15 protein-coding genes are annotated in these 18,176 nt (G+C 62.6%); 6 read left to right on the top strand and 9 right to left on the bottom strand.

Annotation, left to right across the window (positions count from 1 at the left end; genetic code table 11):
* Positions 1-131: 131 nt before the first annotated feature.
* The 3 genes from DSC91_RS29705 to zwf all read right to left on the bottom strand — a co-directional run bounded on the left by DSC91_RS29705 (position 132) and on the right by zwf (position 4,393).
* Complete coding sequence (locus tag DSC91_RS29705; protein ID WP_115782128.1) at positions 132-2,048, bottom strand: bifunctional transcriptional regulator/glucokinase; 1,917 nt, start codon at positions 2,046-2,048, stop codon at positions 132-134.
* The gene (pgl, locus tag DSC91_RS29710; RefSeq protein ID WP_115782129.1) at positions 2,026-2,733 is read right to left on the bottom strand and encodes a 6-phosphogluconolactonase; all 708 of its coding nucleotides are present in this window, start codon (positions 2,731-2,733) and stop codon (positions 2,026-2,028) included. The genes DSC91_RS29705 and pgl overlap by 23 nt, the downstream gene beginning before the upstream one ends.
* Positions 2,734-2,929: 196 nt before the next feature.
* The gene (zwf, locus tag DSC91_RS29715; RefSeq protein WP_115782130.1) at positions 2,930-4,393 is read right to left on the bottom strand and encodes a glucose-6-phosphate dehydrogenase; all 1,464 of its coding nucleotides are present in this window, start codon (positions 4,391-4,393) and stop codon (positions 2,930-2,932) included.
* Between the two features lie 533 nt (positions 4,394-4,926).
* Between zwf and DSC91_RS29720 the strand changes: the two genes are divergently transcribed.
* From DSC91_RS29720 to DSC91_RS29735, 4 genes are all read left to right on the top strand, one after another.
* Complete coding sequence (locus DSC91_RS29720) at positions 4,927-6,174, top strand: ABC transporter substrate-binding protein (RefSeq protein WP_115782131.1); 1,248 nt, start codon at positions 4,927-4,929, stop codon at positions 6,172-6,174.
* A gap of 198 nt (positions 6,175-6,372) precedes the next feature.
* Positions 6,373-7,311 carry a carbohydrate ABC transporter permease gene (locus tag DSC91_RS29725; RefSeq protein ID WP_115782132.1) on the top strand — a complete coding sequence of 313 codons (939 nt, stop codon included), beginning with the start codon at positions 6,373-6,375 and terminating at the stop codon, positions 7,309-7,311.
* A complete protein-coding gene (locus DSC91_RS29730) occupies positions 7,301-8,158 on the top strand; it encodes a carbohydrate ABC transporter permease (protein ID WP_115782133.1) in 858 nt (285 codons plus the stop codon). Before DSC91_RS29725 ends, DSC91_RS29730 begins: the two co-directional genes overlap by 11 nt.
* A 104-nt stretch (positions 8,159-8,262) precedes the next feature.
* Complete coding sequence (locus DSC91_RS29735; protein WP_115782134.1) at positions 8,263-9,378, top strand: ABC transporter ATP-binding protein; 1,116 nt, start codon at positions 8,263-8,265, stop codon at positions 9,376-9,378.
* Positions 9,379-9,515: 137 nt separating this feature from the next.
* Here DSC91_RS29735 and DSC91_RS29740 read toward each other — a convergent pair whose 3' ends face one another.
* The 6 genes from DSC91_RS29740 to trxB all read right to left on the bottom strand — a co-directional run bounded on the left by DSC91_RS29740 (position 9,516) and on the right by trxB (position 14,376).
* Positions 9,516-10,433, bottom strand: a complete 918-nt coding sequence (locus DSC91_RS29740) for a LysR family transcriptional regulator (RefSeq protein WP_115782135.1) — start codon at positions 10,431-10,433, stop codon at positions 9,516-9,518.
* A 158-nt stretch (positions 10,434-10,591) separates the two neighbouring features.
* Positions 10,592-11,251: a glutathione S-transferase family protein gene (locus DSC91_RS29745; RefSeq protein ID WP_115782136.1), complete on the bottom strand. Its 660-nt coding sequence runs from the start codon at positions 11,249-11,251 to the stop codon at positions 10,592-10,594.
* Positions 11,252-11,601: 350 nt separating this feature from the next.
* Positions 11,602-12,222, bottom strand: a complete 621-nt coding sequence (locus tag DSC91_RS29750) for a trimeric intracellular cation channel family protein (RefSeq protein ID WP_115783553.1) — start codon at positions 12,220-12,222, stop codon at positions 11,602-11,604.
* A 13-nt stretch (positions 12,223-12,235) separates the two neighbouring features.
* Positions 12,236-12,994 (bottom strand): Smr/MutS family protein, encoded by a 759-nt coding sequence (locus tag DSC91_RS29755; protein WP_115782137.1) that lies wholly within the window; start codon positions 12,992-12,994, stop codon positions 12,236-12,238.
* A gap of 4 nt (positions 12,995-12,998) precedes the next feature.
* Complete coding sequence (locus tag DSC91_RS37685; RefSeq protein ID WP_162831478.1) at positions 12,999-13,190, bottom strand: hypothetical protein; 192 nt, start codon at positions 13,188-13,190, stop codon at positions 12,999-13,001.
* A 187-nt stretch (positions 13,191-13,377) separates the two neighbouring features.
* On the bottom strand, positions 13,378-14,376 hold the full coding sequence (gene trxB / locus DSC91_RS29760) for a thioredoxin-disulfide reductase (RefSeq protein WP_115782138.1): 999 nt from the start codon (positions 14,374-14,376) through the stop codon (positions 13,378-13,380).
* Positions 14,377-14,712: 336 nt separating this feature from the next.
* On the opposite strand from trxB, the gene DSC91_RS29765 reads away from it, so the two are divergent.
* Together DSC91_RS29765 and lolA are read left to right on the top strand one after the other, a co-directional pair.
* The gene (locus DSC91_RS29765; RefSeq protein WP_115782139.1) at positions 14,713-17,028 is read left to right on the top strand and encodes a DNA translocase FtsK; all 2,316 of its coding nucleotides are present in this window, start codon (positions 14,713-14,715) and stop codon (positions 17,026-17,028) included.
* 205 nt (positions 17,029-17,233) lie between these two features.
* Positions 17,234-17,971 (top strand): outer membrane lipoprotein chaperone LolA, encoded by a 738-nt coding sequence (gene lolA / locus DSC91_RS29770; protein ID WP_115782140.1) that lies wholly within the window; start codon positions 17,234-17,236, stop codon positions 17,969-17,971.
* Positions 17,972-18,176: the final 205 nt, after the last annotated feature.

Genomic DNA, 18,176 nt, shown 5'->3' on the forward strand with positions numbered 1-18,176 from the left:
AATGCAAGGAAAGCCCAACGCCGTACGCGTACAGACAACTGAAACGCCGAGCAGGCAACCACACACTCAAGAAAAGGCCAACACCGCAGGCAGCCAAACAAACACCCCGCCGCGAAGGCCCCAAAAAACCACTAATCACGCGGCGAAGAAGCCGCCCCATGACTCAACCAGTCGAGCACGGCAGTCGCATCATCATCCGCGCCCTGTCGCGCCTTGGCGACGGTCTCAGCCACATCCGCGCTAGGCATAGCGCGCCGAATCGCCACACCAACAGCAAGAATATCGATCATGACGAGATGCAATATCCGCGAAATCATCGACAACTGCGACTCGCGAATCTCAATGTGATCGGTCTCCAAAGCGACGGTGGCCCGCTTGGCCAGCGGCGTATTGCTGGACGTGATGGCAATCACCTTCGCTCCCGCCTGCATGGCGACATCCAGCACGCGCAGTAATTCAGGCGCACGCCCCGACTTCGACACGGCAACGATCACATCACCCTTGCCGAGCAAGGCAGCAGACGCCGCCTGCATATAGAGATCGCCGTAGGCGATCGTCGGAATACCAAACCGGAAGAACTTGTAGTGCGCGTCCTGCGCGACGATATTCGAATTGCCGAGCCCGTAAAACTCGATCCGCCGCGCGCCGTTCAACAGATCGATCGCCCGTTCGACCTGGTCGAAATTCAAATGCTCGCGCAGCTGCAAAATCGCCGACACGGTGTTGTCCAGCACCTTCGCGCCGAAGTCCGTCGCGGTATCGCCCAGATGCACCTGGCTATGACTCACCGGAATCGTGCCGGTCAAACCCGTCGCCAGTTTCAGCTTGAAATCCGACAAACCCTGGCAGCCGAGCGAGCGGCAAAAGCGGATCACCGTCGGCTGGCTCACGTCGGCCTTGCGCGCGATATCCACGATCGGATCGTTGATGATCGACCGCGGATGATTCAACGCGAGATCGGCCACGCGGCGCTCAGCCGGCGTCAACGCATCGCGCATCTGGCGAATCCGCTCGAACACGGCCGATGAACTGCCGCCCGCGCGGTTCGACAACTGCTCCGCGAGAATCGCCGAAACCCCCAGAAACGCCGGATACTCAGCGGTAATCACGTAGGTCGGCACGTTCTGCAAGTACGCCTCGAAGCGGCCCTTCGCCTCGAACCGTTTGCGGAACGACGAACGCGAGAAGAACTCGCCGAGCCGTGGCACGACGCCGCCGCCGATATAGATGCCACCCAATGCGCCGAGCGTCACCGCGATATTGCCGGCGAAGGTGCCGAGAATTCCGCAGAACACGTCGACGGATTCGGCCGCGAGCGGCTCGCCTTCCAGCGCGCGTTTGACGACCTCGACAGTGTCGACGTTCGCCGCCACACGCTTCTTGTCGCGGCCCGCCAGCGCACGATAGATCACTTCGATGCCGGGGCCCGCGGCCACGCGTTCGAACGAGACGTGCGACCACTTCTTGCGTGCGTACTGCAACACGATGTCTTCGCGCTCGTCGGCTGGCGCGAAGGTGGCGTGGCCGCCTTCGCTGCCGAGCGCGATCCAGCGGTCGTCGGCGGGAATCAGACCGGACACGCCCATGCCGGTGCCCGGGCCGAGCAAGCCGATCACGCTGTTCGGACGGCGCGTGCCGCCGCCCACCTGCACGCGCTGCGCGTCGGTCAGGCCGGGCAGTGCCATGGCTAGCGCGGTAAAGTCGTTCACCACCAGCAGCGTGTCGAAGCCGAGCGCGCGGCGCGTGGCTTCGATCGAGAAGCTCCAGTCGTGATTGGTCATGCTGACCTGATCGCCGTCGACCGGGTTCGCAATCGCAATCGCCGCATGATTCACGCGGCCGATCCTGGTGTCCTTCAGATACTTCTTGATGACTTCGGCAACGCCCGGATAGTCCGCACACGGATAGACCTGCACCGAGCCGATTTCGCCGGGGCTGGTTTCGAGCGCGAAACGCGCATTGGTGCCGCCGATGTCGGCGAGCAGCCTCGGTCCATCGGCGTGCTGGCCCGCGCCCGGAACAGCCTTAGTTTGCACACCAGTAGACATCGAGTCTCACTCCCTTGTCGTTTGCCAACTGCGAGATGGCATTTTTTTGTAGCGAAGCGGTGGCGGCATTCAGCACGTCCATCTTTCGCGGTCCTGCGATCAGCAAGAACAGGTGCTTCACTTCTTTCAAGGCGGACAGCGACCAGCTCACACGCGCATGCGGCGCGCTGCCGGGATGCACGGCAACGAAGCGCTCGGGAGTCGTGATCGCGTAGTCCCATTCGGGCGCATCCGCAAAAATCGACGCGGTGTGACCGTCTTCGCCCATGCCGAGAATCGCGACGTCCGGCACGGCGCTAAAGCGCGGGTCGGCGTTCAGCGCGGCAACGTGCGCGTTGAGGTCTCGCGTGGTGTCGGCCAGCGGCCAGAACGCGGCATGTTTGGCGGCGTTCTGCAACAGCGTGTCGTGCACGAGTTGCGAATTGCTCGCGCTGTCCGTTTCCGGCACCCAGCGGTCGTCGACCAGCGTCACGGCAATGCGCGCCCAGTCGAAGGATTGCGTGGACAACGTCTGCAGGAACGGACGCGGACTGCTGCCGCCGGACACTGCAAGCATTGCCGGGCGCGCGTCGTTGGTTGACGTGGCCGTCTGTGCGGCGAGCGACGCATGTAACGCATCGCCAACCGCTTTCGCCAACGCGTCGGATTGGGCGCGTTGGTCGTCGAAAGCGTGAAGCTCGATCACTTCTCCTCCGTGCTGCTTTCTTGTTAGATCTACGGAACGTACCGTGCTGCTCTCACGCGATGCCTGCAAGCGGGATGGCTTGCGGGCGCCTTCGTGATACCGGCGCCATTCCGTTCAGTTCGTCAGTGGGTCTTGCAGGCGCTGTGCCGTGCTTCGATCAGGATCGGGCATGGTACGACGCCGTAATTCGGTTGATTCAATTCTCTTCTTCGAGCCAGCAGGTACCGTGCTGCGCCAGCATCGCGCTCGCCGCGGCCGGTCCCCACGTGCCTGCCGCATACGGCTTGGGTGGCTTGTTAGAGGCGGCCCATTCGTTGAGGATCGGTTCGACCCAACGCCATGCCGCTTCCTGCTCGTCGCGCCTCACAAACAGCGCGAGGCGGCCGTTGATCACGTCGAGCAGCAGACGTTGATACGCCTCCATTTGCCCTTCGCGGAAGAACCGGTCGAACGCGAGGTCGAGGTGGACGCTGGCGAGATTCATCCCTTCGCCCGGCTGCTTCGCGAGACAGTAGAGGCGAATGGTTTCGTTCGGCTGCAAACGGATCACGAGACGGTTCGCACCGCCGCGCAACGCGGACGCGCCCAGTGCCGAATGCGGCACCGCACGAAAATTCACCACGATCTCCGCGACGCGATCCGCGAGACGCTTGCCCGTGCGCAGGAAAAACGGCACGCCGGACCAGCGCCAGTTTTCGATTTCCACCTTCACGGCGACGAAGGTTTCAGTGGTGCTGTCGGGCTTCACGCCAGGCTCGGTTGCATACGCCGGCACCCCGCTGCCGCGGATCACGCCCGCATGATACTGGCCGCGCACGGCGACCTTGCCGATATCGCGCGGATCGATCGGCTTCAATGCGCGCAGCACGCGCAGCTTTTCGTCGCGGACCGAGTCGGAATCCATCGAATGCGGCGGTTCCATCGCCACGATGGAAAGCAGTTGCAGCAAATGGTTCTGCACCATGTCGCGCAAGGCGCCGGTGTTGTCGTAGAAATCGCCGCGCGCTTCCACGCCGAGCTCTTCCGCAATCGTGATCTGAATGCTTTCCACCCATTCACGGCGCCACAACGGCTCGAACAGCACATTGCCGAAGCGCAGCGCCAGCAGGTTCTGCACCGGCTCCTTGCCGAGGTAGTGGTCGATCCGGTAGATCTGTTCTTCGGCGAAGATTTCACCGACTGCATCATTAATTGCGTTGGACGACTTGAGGTCGTAGCCAAGCGGCTTTTCCAGCACGATGCGCGAATTTTCGTTGAGCCCCACCGACGCCAGCGCGCGGCAGATCGGCACGAACAGCGACGGACCCGTTGCCAGATAGAACACGCGAATGCCGGGCCGGCCGCTCAGGGCGTCGCGCAGCAGCGTGAAGTCTTCGGGGTTGCCGAGATCGATCTTCACGAACTCGATACGGTCGAGGAAGCTCGCCCATGCCGTTTCATCCACACCGTTCTTCGACACGTGCGGCTTGACGTGCTCAACGACCCAGTCAATGTAGGCAGCACGGTCGGCCACATGCCGCGCCACCGCGACGATCTTGCCGCTGTCGGCCAGCATGCCGCCCGCACGGTGCGCTTCAAACAGTGCCGGCAGGATCTTGCGCATCGACAGGTCGCCGGTTCCGCCGAAGAGAACGAAGGTGAAGCTTGAGTCGGTTTGCATGAGTCTCCGTCGATATCCTGGGGCCGCCGTGAGGACCGAAAAAGGGCGACCGTAGTCCGATAAAATATTTTTTGACACTGAATTGTAGTTTAACTACAATCCAAATCAAGAGGTAGCGCTAATTCGATGAAAAAAGCGTGCGCTGTGAGGCTGGATGCGCGTTTTTCCGAATCGGCAGGCGTCCCCTGCATGTTAACGGACATTGCGTGCGAGCACGTGCCAGCATGCCCCCGGCGGCCCATACGGAAGGCCGGAAAGCTAACCTGGCGTCAGGGTTAACGTGCAAGGCACCTCGAGTCTGCCGCGCGCGACGCGGGCAGGCAAAAATCAAAAGAGGAGACAGTCAGTTGCATCCCGAATCACTCATCTCTTGAGCTTCCAGCGGCCGGATATTGGTCCGCCGGCACATGCCTCGACGCATGTGCCCGACCGTGCTCGATCGCCCAGTGTTTTGCCTGTTTGAACCAACCACAGCACCCTGGCGACATCAGGGGCCATTTGTTTTTTGTTCAGGTGTCTGGAGGAGATAAGCAATGAAATTTCGCGCGATCATGGGCGCTTTGTGCGCCGCAGGTCTGATGTGTGGCGTCTCGGCTGCGCAAGCGGCCGAATCGGTCGAAGTGTTGCACTGGTGGACTTCGGGCGGCGAATCGAAAGCCGTCGGCGTCCTCAAGGACGACATGACGAAGCAGGGTTACACGTGGAAGGACTTCGCGGTTGCTGGCGGCGCGGGTGCGGCCGCCATGACGGCACTCAAGACGCAGGTGATCTCGGGCAACGCGCCGAGCGCCGCGCAGATCAAGGGTCCGCTGATCCAGGACTGGGCTTCGCAAGGCGTGCTGGTGCCGATCGACCCGGCCGCGGCCGACTGGAAGAAGAACCTGCCGCCGGAAATCGACAAGATCATGCACGCGGACGGCCACTACGTGGGCGCGCCGTTCTCGGTGCACCGCGTGAACTGGCTGTACATCAACAAGGCAGCACTGGACAAGGCAGGCGGCAAGGTGCCGACCACGTGGCCTGAGTTCTTCGCGGTGGCCGACAAGATGAAGGCCGCGGGCATCCAGCCGATCGCGATGGGCGGTCAGCCGTGGCAAGACCTGACGCTGTGGGAAGACGTCGTGCTGTCGCAAGGCGCGGGCTTCTACAAGAAGGCGCTGGTCGACCTCGACGAGAAGACGCTGACGTCGGACCAGATGGTCGGCGTGTTCGACACGGTCCGCAAGATCCAGGGTTACTTCGACGCGGGCCGTACGGGTCGTGACTGGAACCTGGCCACGGCCATGGTCATCAACGGCAAGGCCGGCATGCAGTTCATGGGCGACTGGGCGAAGGGCGAGTTCGCCAACGCCGACAAGAAGGCGGGTTCGGACTACGTCTGCGCTGCGGTTCCGGGCACGGAAAAGGCCTACACGTTCAACGTCGACTCGTTCGTGTTCTTCCAGCAGAAGGGCCAGAAGACCGCAACGCCGGGTCAACTGGCATTGGCCAAGACGATCATGTCGCCGGAATTCCAGGAACAGTTCAGCCTGAACAAGGGTTCGATCCCGGTTCGTCTGGGCGTGTCGATGGCCAAGTTCGACGACTGCGCGAAGAAGTCGTACGCGGATGAACAGGTGGCGATCAAGTCGGGCGGCTATGTGCCTTCGCTGGCGCACGGCATGGCGCAACCGGATGCAGCAGCCGGTGCGATCTCGGACGTGGTCACGAAGTTCATGAACTCGCAGCAGGATTCGAAGAGCGCCGTTGCCGCGCTCGCGAAGGCTGCGAAGACCAAGTAAGTAGCGTCAAGCGAAGTGGCGCGCCTGGCGGTTCCCCTCGTGGGCGCCGGGCGCGTTCTTCAGATTGCTTGCAGCGGTTGCGTTACTTAGGGCGAGACGCTTCACCCCTGGTTTCATCGAGTCACACCTATGCCGTTCCGGCCTCGCGTTTTTCTTGCGTGAGCGCTCCGGCGGTACAGTTTCAGCAGGAGTCGAGTAGTGACTGCTTCTATCAGCGGAAACGGGAAAACGGCCTCCGTGACCCGCCGCACGTCGCCCATGGCGGCCCTTGCCGATCGCTGGATTCCGAAGCTGGTGCTCGCACCCAGCGTCGTGATCAGCCTGATCTTCGTGTATGGCTTCATTGCTATTACCGGCTATCTGTCGCTGTCGAATTCGCGACTGATGCCCCGTTATGAATTTGTCGGTCTCGATCGTTATCGCGAACTGTTCGATAACGATGTGTTCTGGACGTCGGCTGCCAACCTCGGCTGGTTCGGCATTCCGTTTATCGGTATCTGTATCGGCCTCGGTCTGTTCCTCGCGATCCTGCTCGATCAGCAGATCCGCAATGAAGGCGCGCTGCGCGCCGTGTTCCTGTACCCGATGGCGCTGTCGTTCATCGTGACGGGTACGGCGTGGCAATGGATCATGACGCCGAGCGTCGGTCTCGAGAAAGTGTTCCACGACTGGGGCTGGACGAGCTTCTCGTTCAGCTGGCTCGGCGACCCCGACAAGGCGATTTTCTGCGTCGTGATCGCAGCGGTGTGGCAATCCACCGGCTTTGTGATGGCGCTGTTCCTCGCGGGCTTGCGCGGTGTCGACGGTGAAATCTTCAAGGCCGCGCAGATGGACGGTGCAGGCTTGCCCACCATCTACCGCAAGATCGTGATTCCGAGCATGCGCCCGGTGTTCTTCTCCGTGCTGCTGATTCTCTGCCACATCACGATCAAGACCTTCGACCTGGTCGTCGCGTTGACCGCGGGCGGTCCGGGTACGTCTTCATCGCTGCCGGCTATTTTCATGTACACGTTTTCGTTCAATCGCGGGCAGTTGGGCGTCGGCGCGGCATCGTCGATGATGATGCTCGCGACCGTTGTGGCCGTGCTAGTGCCGCTGATGTATCTGGAATCGAGGAGCACCCGCAATGCAGCCTAAGATGACGATCAGCCGTGCCGTCATTTATGCGGCCTTGATTCTGTTTGCCCTGTATTTCCTGTTTCCGCTGTACGTGATGCTGTCCACGTCGTTCAAGGACATCGACCAGCTGCGCACCGGCAACCTGCTCACGCCGCCGTCGCATTGGACCGTCGACCCCTGGATCAAGGCATGGAGCGGTGCGTGTACGGGCGTGCGCTGCGACGGCATGCAACCGTTCTTCATGAACTCCGTGCGCATGGTGATCCCGGCGGTGCTGATCTCGTCGATCATCGGCGCGTTCAACGGTTATGTGCTCACGCACTGGCGCTTCCGTGGCGCGGATCCGATCTTCACGATGATCCTGGTTGGCTGCTTCATTCCGTTCCAGGCGATCCTGCTGCCGATGGCGCGTTTCGAAGGCTTGCTCGGCCTGTCGAATTCGATAACCGGTCTGGTGGTGGTGCACGTGATCTACGGTATCGCCTTCACCACGATGTTCTTCCGCAACTTCTACGTGAGCATTCCGGCTGAACTCGTGAAGGCCGCGCGGATCGACGGTGCCGGTTTCTTCACGATCTTCACGAAGATCCTGCTGCCGGTGTCGCTGCCGATTTTCATGGTGTGCCTGATCTGGCAATTCACGCAGATCTGGAATGACTTCCTGTTCGGGATTGTGTTCTCCGGCGTCGATTCGATGCCGATCACGGTGGCGCTGAACAACCTCGTGAACACCTCGACCGGCGTGAAGGAATACAACGTGGACATGGCCGGCGCGATCATCGCCGCACTGCCGACGCTGCTCGTCTACATCGTCGCCGGCCGCTATTTCGTGCGCGGTTTGACGGCGGGCGCAGTCAAGGGCTAACCCGGGGCTAGACCATACGCATCGCGGCGGCGCTTTGTTGATAATGCACCGCCGTCATCCGACCAGAGTTTTCAAGCAGTACCAGAGACAAGAGGATTCACAGCATGGCAAGCCTTTCCATCCGTGACGTGTACAAGACTTACCCGAACGGGGTACCGGTTCTGAAGGGTGTCAACATCGACATCGAAGACGGCCAGTTCCTGATTCTCGTCGGCGGCTCGGGCTGCGGGAAATCGACGCTGCTCAACATGATCGCCGGCCTCGAAACCGTGACCAAGGGCGAGATCCAGATCGACGGCAAGACGGTAAACAACCTCTCGCCGAAAGATCGCGACATCGCGATGGTGTTCCAGTCGTATGCGCTGTATCCGTCCATGACGGTGCGCGAGAACATCTCGTTCGGCCTGAACATCCGCAAGGTGCCGAAGCAGGAGCAGACGCAGATCGTCGACCGCGTGTCGAACACGCTGCAGATCACGCACCTGCTGGACCGCAAGCCGGGTCAGCTGTCCGGCGGTCAGCGTCAGCGCGTGGCGATGGGCCGTGCGCTTGCGCGCGATCCGGTGATGTTCCTGTTCGACGAGCCGCTGTCGAATCTCGACGCGAAGCTGCGTATCGAAATGCGCTCTGAAATCAAGCTGCTGCATCAACGCCTCGGCACGACGATCGTCTACGTGACGCACGATCAGATCGAAGCCATGACGCTCGGCGACCGCATCGCGGTGATGAAAGACGGCATCGTCCAGCAGTTCGGCGCGCCGCAGGAAATCTACGACTCGCCGTCGAATCTGTTCGTGGCCGGCTTTATCGGCGCGCCGCCGATGAACTTCATCCAGGGCAAGCTGGTGGAGCAGGGCGCGGGCGTCGCGCTCGAACTGGATACGGGCGTCGCGCGCACGGCGCTGAACCTGCCGTTCGACTCGGCCAAGGTGAAGTCGCATGTGGGGCGTGAAGTGATTCTGGGCCTGCGTCCGGAGCGCATCACCGACGCGCGCGGCGCACATGGCGACAACGCGAAGCTGCAGCCGATCGAAGTGAAGGTCGACGTGATCGAGCCGACCGGACCGGACACGCTGGTGTTCGCGCAGGTCAACGGCAAGCGCATCGTGAGCCGTGTGCACCCGGCGTCGAATCCGCAGCCGTTGTCGAATGCGACGCTGCTGTTCGATACGTCGAAAGCCGTGTTGTTCGATCCGTCGAATGAAGAGCGGATTGCCTGAGGCGGGTTATTCGCTGAGCGATTCGCATTGAAAAAGCCCCATGCGTTGTGAGACGCATGGGGCTTTTCTTCATTGGCCAGGGGCTGTTTGCATCGGGTGGCATCGGGCCCGCAACATGGCGCCCGTGCACAGTGACGTCACACGTCCGTGATGCGCAGATCCGGATTGTTCCGCGTCAGCTCGGTGACCCACTCCGTGAAGGCGCGAAGCCGCGAACTCAGATTGCGGCGATGCGCGTACAGGATCGACAGCGGTGTGCTGGGGCTCGTGTAGGTCGTGAGGATTTCCTTGAGCGCGCCTTGCGCGATCAGGTCCGCGACCATGTAGCGCGACGGCTGGATGATGCCGTGGCCGAGTGCGCCCGCGCCGATGTAGACGCTGCCGTCGTTGACCGCGAGCACGCTCTTCAATGTAACCTTGACGATCTCGCCGTCCACCTCGTACTCGAATGGAAAGGTCTTGCCGCTGCGCGCGGAAACGTAGTTGACCGCGCGATGCTCGCTAAGCTCGTCGAGCGTGGTCGGCGTGCCGTATTTCTCCAGATAGGCCGGCGACGCGCAGGTCACGATCCGCGCCTGACCGATGCGGCGCGCGACGAGACTCGACTCTTCCGGCGTGCCCATGCGGATCACGCAATCCACCCCGTCCTGAATCAGATCGATATTGCGATCCGCCAGTCCGAGCCGCACGTCGATCTCGGGGTATTGCCGGTAGAAGTCGTCGAGCGCGGGCAGCAGCAGCGCCCGGGCGAGCGTACCGGAGGTATCGACGCGAATCGTGCCGCTCGGATGTTCGCGCTTGTTCGAGAGCGACGATTCGGCATCGGTGACTTCGGCGAGGATGCGCACGCAGCGTTCGTAGAACAACGCGCCGTCTTCGGTGACGCTGACCTGCCGCGTCGAACGGTTCAGCAAGCGTACGCCGACGTGTTCTTCCAGTGCCTGAATGGTGCGGCTGACTTTGGCACGGGGCAGGTCGAGCGATTCGGATACTTTGGTGAAGCTGTTCGCTTCGACCACACGCGTAAATATCTCCATCGCTTCGAAACGGTCCATATTTTTGCCTTGTGAGTGATGGGCGGAAGTAGGTTTCGAAGTGAAGTGTATCGCTTGGAAATCGTGTTGTCGCAATGAGGCTAGCTGCGCGAGCGGGTTGGCCTGTCTGCTCCGCCCGCCTGTCGGCGCTGTTGCCCGATTGGGCCGGGTTCGTACGATCAATCCCGATCAGGCGCGCCAAGCGGGAACAGCGGGCGATACGGGCGCGCCTCGTCGACCGCGCGAGCGAACGATGGCCGGGCCAGCAGCCGCCTCCGGTAGGCGAGCACGTGCTCGAAGGCCGGGGCGATGCGATGCGTCCAGTCGGCATAGAAGAGGAACGGCGCCGCGCCGCAATCGGCGAGGCTGAAGGTATCGCCGGCCGCCCATTCGCGTCCGGCCATCACCTTGTCGAGCCAGCCGTAGGCGGTGTCGAGCATGTCGCGGGCCTCGGCCACGGCGCGCGGATCACGCTCCGGCTCGGCACGCATGCTGTCGTACACGATCTTCTGCTGCGGCGTGGAGATGTAGTTGTCGAAGAACCGATCCATGCTGCGCACTTCCAGCGCGGCGCGGGCATTGGCCGGCAAAAGCGCCACCGGCCCCGGGTGATACAGGCCGAGATACTCGACGATAATGCTCGCCTCCATCACGGTCCGGCTGCCGTCGACCAGCACGGGAAAGCGCTTGATCGGCCAGAGCGCGGCGAACTCCGCCATGACCTGCGGGTCGTCGTGCGCGAGCAGGCGCAGTTCGAATGGCGTGCCGTTCTCGTAAAGCGCGGTCAGCACCTTCTGGCAGTAGGACGAGAAGGGGTGGGCATAGAGTTTCAGGGTCATCGTGGTCACCTAGGGGGGGCGAGGAGCGCTGTGGCGCGATGTCGGCCGGAGGGGCCGTTTACCTGACGACGAACGACGGTGGCGGGAATCGACAACCGTGAAAACTTTAGCGAAGGACGAATGTTCATCCCGCATACGCTAAAACCGGACACAGCAAGCGCCTATTTGATGCGACTTGGCACGACAAAACGTCACAAACTACCGGGAAAGATTGTGCCTCGGAACCCGCGCTGCCTGGTTCCTGGCGGCGCGTTTGGTGAGGCCGGCCTGCTGGAGGACACCCGCCAGGCGAGTTCAGTGAGGCAAGCTTGGTGAGCCAACCGTAGTGAGCCAGGCTTGGTGGGGTAGGCTTAGTGAGGCAGCCGTATGTTGAACCTGAACGTCGCCAGCCTCGCGAGCAGGATGAAGGCGGTGGCGATCAACACGCTATAAACCGTATCGACGTTCGCGTAGTCCAGCAGCACGTACAACCAGCATCCTACAAAAGCGCAGGTCGCGTACGGCCGCGAATCGCGCAGAATCAGCGGCACCTCGTTGCACAGCACGTCGCGAATCACGCCGCCGAATACGCCGGCCAACACCCCCATCATCACCGACGTGAACCATGGCATCTGCGCGTCGTGCGCGATCGACGTGCCGGAAATGCTGAACAAGCCCAGCCCGATCGCATCGGCTACGAGCAAGACCCGCTCGGAGAGCAGGCGCGACGTCATCTTCAGCAGCGTCGGCGCAAACAACGACATCACGAAGATCGCGATCAGATAGGTTTGATGTTCGACCCAGTAAAAGGGCCGCCGCTCCAGCAGCACGTCGCGCAAGGTGCCGCCGCCGAAGGCCGTCGCGACGGCCACGAGGAAGGTGCCCACGGCGTCGAGCCGGCGGGTCCTCGCTTCGATAAAACCGGAAATCGCGTACGCGAAAATGGCCAGCGCTTCCATGACGGTCAGCGCCAGCGTCAGCCTCGGATGGATCACCGGGACTCCGTCAGGACTTGACTTGAGCCGGCACCGCGCCCGGCTGCAACAGCACGACTACTGCGCCGGCGCCGCCGTCATGCGGACGTGCCTGGCAGAAGGCGATCACCTCGGACTTCTGTACGAGCCACGCACGCACTTTGCCCTTCAATACGGGTTCTTTGCCGATCGACCCAAGGCCCTTGCCGTGAATCACGCGCAAACACCGCAGGCCGCGTTTCACCGACTCACGGATGAACTCGGCCAGCGCCTCGCGCGCTTCCTCGCGACGCATGCCGTGCAGATCGATTTGCGCCTGCACGATCCAATCGCCGCGCCGTAGTTTGCGCACGACTTCCTGACTTACGCCGGGGCGGCAATAGGAGAGCGTTTCGTCGGTTTCGAGCAGGATCTCGGGGTCGAACTCGTCGGAGATCGCTTCGTGCAGTACGGCTTCTTCGTCGAGCCTGGTCTGCACCGGCAGCGGCGACGGAGGATTGCGCGCCAGGCTGACGCGCGGCGGGACCGCCAGTGGCGCAACCGCGCCGATCTCGCGGCGAAACAGATCGGCGTCCGCCGAGGCTTCGCGCTGCGCCGCTGCTGCGGCCGCGCGTTCGCGTTCGCGCCGTTGCGTGTCGTTCTTTAACGCATCGCGCAAGGCACCGAGGCCGGCTAAACCCGCAGCCGGTTCGAGCTTCGGTTTGACGGCGGGTGCGGATACCTCGGGCGCGGGCCTGGTAACGGCTCTGGCGCGCTTCGGTTCGCTAGGATGGGGCTGATTCTTCGGCATATCGCTAATACACAGAAAAGTAGATCGAGCGCACGGCGCCGGTTGCGGCGCCTACTCGTGCAGCGGCGCATCGAAGCACCTGACCGTCAGGCTGGGCAAGCGTGTACACAGGCTGCAACGCCACGCCGTTAGGCTGGGCAAGCATCCACGCAAGCGGCAACGGCGCGCCGTCGGGCTGCACAAGCGGTAACGCCACGCCGTCAGGCTGCACAACCGTACACGCAGGCGCCAATGTAACGGCGTCGGCCAGCCGCCGGCACGACACGAACCGCGCGCTGACACCACGCAAAAAAGGCCGCCGGCTTTTCAGCCGCGGCCTTCTTCGGAGTAGGCGGCCGGACCATGCCCAGCGCCATTTTACCGTCGCGCTTAACTGTTGCGGATCAGCGTTCGGCTTCTGCGCTCATCACGTGCTCGCCAATCTCGTCGAGCGTTTCCAGATAGCGTTGCGCGTCGAGCGCGGCCATGCAGCCCGTGCCCGCGCTGGTGATCGCCTGACGATAGACGTGATCTTGCACGTCGCCCGCCGCGAACACGCCCGGCATGCTGGTTGCCGTTGCGAAACCGTTCAGGCCGCCCTTGGTGATGATGTAGCCGTTCTTCATCTCCAGTTGGCCTGCGAAAATGTCCGTGTTCGGCTTGTGGCCGATCGCGACGAAGAGGCCTTGCAGCGCGATGTCCGTGGTTTCGCCGGTTTGCGTGCTCTTGATGCGCAGGCCGGTTACGCCGGATTGGTCGCCGGTCACTTCGTCGAGCGTGCTGTTCCACTTGATCTCGACCACGCCTTCCTTTTCCTTCGCCAGCAAGCGGTCGATCAGGATCGGTTCGGCGCGGAACTTGTCACGGCGATGGATCACCGTCACTTTTTTCGCTATGCCGGAAAGATAGAGGGCTTCCTCGACTGCGGTATTGCCGCCGCCGACCACGGCCACATGTTGTTGCTTGTAGAAGAAACCGTCGCAGGTGGCGCAAGCCGACACGCCTTTACCCATGAACGCTTCTTCGGACGGCAGGCCGAGATACTGCGCCGATGCGCCCGTCGAGATGATCAGCGAGTCGCAGGTGTATTCGCCCGAGTCGCCGATCAGGCGGATCGGCTTTTCGTCCAGCTTGGCCGTATGGATGTGGTCGAAAATGATCTCGGTGTTGAAGCGCTCGGCGTGCTCCAGGAAGCGCGTCATCAATTCCGGGCCCTGCACGCCGTTCGCGTCGGCAGGCCAGTTTTCGACGTCGGTCGTGGTCATCAGCTGGCCGCCCTGGGCGAGACCCGTGATGAGCACCGGCGACAGGTTGGCGCGCGCCGCGTAGACCGCCGCCGTGTAGCCGGCGGGACCGGAACCGAGAATCAGAACTTTGGCGTGTTTCGTGGAAGTAGCGGGCATGATCGAAATCCTTTTACGGCGCCCGGCTCGCCCATGCGAGGCCGCGCGACTTGAGCTGAAACTATAGATGGGTATCAGAGCGGCATTATAAAGGGCGGCACGCCGGCCTGCTCCATGAAGCTTTCCGATCACGGCGATAGCGTTGCCGCGGGGCGCGGCAGGCTTCTGTGACGCCAATCGGCTAAGTTACCGTCATTTACAGCCTCGCGTGAGGCACTGCGTTTACAATAGGCCGCATCGATGGACCCGGCAGCCAGGAGCGGGTCTGGAGCCGCCTTGGGCGCCGCTCCGGGCCGCGGTTCTGGCGGCAGATCGGCCACACAAGCAACAGGATCAATGGCAAAAGCTCCCTATTCCGCGAGCGCGCAGGCATTGCCGCACCGCATGTCGCGCCTTTTCACCGAAATCCGCTGGATCTTGCAGGTGGCGCTCGGCGTTTTCCTGCTCATGGCGCTCGTCAGCTACAGCCGGCACGATCCGAGCTGGACGCATGCCGCGCAGGTCGACCGCATCGCCAACTGGGCGGGCCGGGTCGGTGCGTGGACGTCCGACATCCTGCTGCTGCTGTTCGGGCTGTCCGCCTACTGGTGGATCGTGCTGCTCGGCCGCCATATCTCCGCCAATTACCGCCGGATCACCCGTCACGAGGAGCCGCAGGAAGATGCGCCGCGCGATGCCGGCTGGCTCGCGGACGCGTTCGCGTTCATGCTGGTGTTGCTCGCCTGCGACGGCATCGAGGCGTTGCGCATGTGGTCGCTGAAAGTGCAGTTGCCGCGGGCGCCGGGCGGCGTGATCGGCGAGGCGGTCGCGCGTGGCGTATCGCATGCGCTCGGCTTCACGGGCGGCACGCTGGCCCTGCTGATCGCGCTCGGCATCGGTTTGTCGCTGTATTTCCGTTTTTCGTGGCTGTCGGTGTCGGAAAAGGTCGGCGAGTCGATCATTTCGGCGGTCACGTTCGCCAAGCTGCGCCGCGAGGCCGGCCGCGACCGCAAATTGGGCGAAGCCGCCGCCGTGAAGCGCGAAGGCAAGGTCGAAAAGGGCCGCGTGCGGATCGAGGAACACGAGCCGGTCATGATCGTGCCGCCCGTCGTCACGCCCGCCAAATCGGAGCGCGTCGAGAAAGAGCGGCAAGTGCCGCTGTTCACGGACCTGCCGGGCGACTCCACCTTGCCGCCGATCTCGCTGCTAGACGCGGCGCCTGCCGCGCAGGAAACCATTTCCGCCGACACGCTCGAATTCACCTCGCGTCTGATCGAGAAAAAGCTCAAGGACTTCGGCGTCGAAGTGAGCGTGGTCGCCGCATATCCGGGTCCGGTCGTCACGCGCTACGAAATCGAACCGGCCACCGGCGTGAAGGGCAGCCAGATCGTCGGTCTGGCAAAGGATCTGGCGCGTTCGCTGTCGCTGGTGTCGATTCGCGTGGTCGAAACGATTCCAGGCAAGAATTTCATGGCGCTGGAGTTGCCGAACCAGCGCCGTCAGACCGTGAGCCTCTCGGAGATTCTCGGTTCGGCGGTGTATGCGGATGCGGCTTCGCCGCTCACCATGGGTCTCGGCAAGGATATCGGCGGCAAGCCGGTGTGCGCCGACCTCGCGAAGATGCCCCACTTGCTGGTGGCCGGCACGACCGGTTCGGGCAAGTCGGTGGGTATCAACGCGATGATCCTGTCGCTGCTCTACAAGGCGAGCGCCGACCAGGTCCGCATGATCCTGATCGATCCGAAGATGCTCGAAATGAGCGTCTACGAGGGCATTCCGCATCTGCTGTGTCCGGTGGTGACGGACATGCGCCAGGCCGGTCACGCGCTGAATTGGGCGGTGGCCGAAATGGAGCGGCGCTACAAACTGATGAGCAAGCTCGGCGTGCGCAACCTCGCCGGCTACAACAACAAGATCGACGAAGCCGCCAAGCGCGAAGAGAAGCTGCCGAATCCGTTCAGCCTGACACCGGACGATCCGGAACCGCTCACGCGCCTGCCGAACATCGTCGTCGTGATCGACGAATTGGCCGACCTGATGATGGTGGTCGGCAAGAAGGTCGAAGAACTGATCGCGCGGATCGCGCAGAAGGCGCGCGCGGCCGGCATCCATCTGATTCTGGCCACGCAGCGTCCGTCGGTCGACGTCATTACCGGCCTGATCAAGGCCAACGTGCCGACGCGCATGGCCTTCCAGGTGTCGTCGAAGATCGACTCGCGCACGATTCTCGACCAGCAGGGCGCGGAGTCGCTGCTCGGCATGGGCGACATGCTGTACCTGCCGCCGGGCAGCGGTTTGCCGGTGCGTGTGCACGGCGCGTTCGTGTCGGACGAGGAAGTGCATCGCGTGGTCGACAAGCTCAAGGAGCAGGGCGAGCCGAACTATATCGAGGGCATTCTCGAAGGCGGCGTGACGGGAGAGGGCGACGAAGGCTCCGCGGGCGCCGGGGGATCCGGCTCGGGCGACGGCGAGTCGGACCCGCTATACGACCAGGCGGTCGACGTGGTGCTGAAAAACCGCCGCGCGTCGATCTCGCTGGTGCAGCGGCATTTGCGCATCGGCTATAACCGCGCGGCGCGTTTGCTCGAGCAGATGGAGAACTCGGGCGTGGTGTCGGCCATGTCTTCGAACGGCAATCGCGAGATCCTTGCGCCGGCGCGAGAAGCGGAATAAACCATCTATACCGCCATTCCGCAAAACTGGCCGCCACGCCCACAGCGTATAAGTCCCGCTTAAGGCTTCTTGCTTAAGCTGTTACCCAAAGCCGGGGGCTCGTTCCTCGGCTGCGCGGTTCAAGCTAACCGCTACGGTCACGCGGCTGCAGGCCCCAAAGCCGGCCCCGTGACCGCTCAACAAATTCAATCAAGGGAGAAACACCATGCAGCCAATCGCGCAGCAGTACGCCCGACAGAGTGCTCACCCCAGCCGTTTTGGCCATCTCGCTCGCACGATCGTCCGTGGGGTCGGCAGTGTGGCGATCGGTGCGTCGATGCTCGTCGCGTCGCAGGCATTCGCGAGCGGCACGGAGCAACTGAAGGCGTTCGTCGCCCAGGTGCATTCCGCGCGCGGTACCTTTGTGCAGCAGGAAGTGCGCGCGCCGAGCAAGGCGCAAGGTGCAAGCGGCGCGAGCGGCGTGCTGTCCACGGCGGGTAAGACCGGCACGTCGAGCGGCACGTTTACGTTCGCGCGTCCCGGCAAGTTCATCTGGCAATACGAGAAGCCTTACGCCCAACTGCTGCAAGCCGACGGCGACAAGCTCTACGTGTACGACAAGGATCTCAACCAGGTGACGGTGCGCAGTCTCGGCGGCGCGCTCGGGGCGAGCCCAGCGGCGATCCTCTTCGGCAGCAACGATCTGGACAAGAACTTCACGCTGCGCGATGCGGGCGTGAAGGCCGGCATCGACTGGCTCGAACTGACGCCCAAGGCGAAAGACACGCAGTTTCAGCGCGTCGGCATCGGCTTCAAGGATGGCAATCTTGAAGCGATGGAACTGCACGATGTGTTCGGCAACGTGACGCTGCTGACGTTTTCGAACATCCAGAAGAACCCGCCGCTGCCGGCCGACGCGTTCAAGTTCACGGTGCCGAAAGGTGCGGATGTGATCAACGGGTAAGCGGGTTGTTGTAGCCGATCGATTTGCAGAGGGGCCGCGTCTGTCGAGCGCGGCCTTTTTTCTTGCTGATCGACTGCAGGTGGGTTGCCGATCGTGCTGTGAGTTCTTTCAGGACGTGGGCCGGTTGTACAGACCTGCTATCCGTCTGTTTTCAGAACATGCACCAACAGCATCCGCGCCATTGATCGGCTTCGAAATCCTCCAC

Origin of the sequence: Paraburkholderia caffeinilytica, assembly GCF_003368325.1 — a bacterium.
Lineage (GTDB): Bacteria > Pseudomonadota > Gammaproteobacteria > Burkholderiales > Burkholderiaceae > Paraburkholderia > Paraburkholderia caffeinilytica.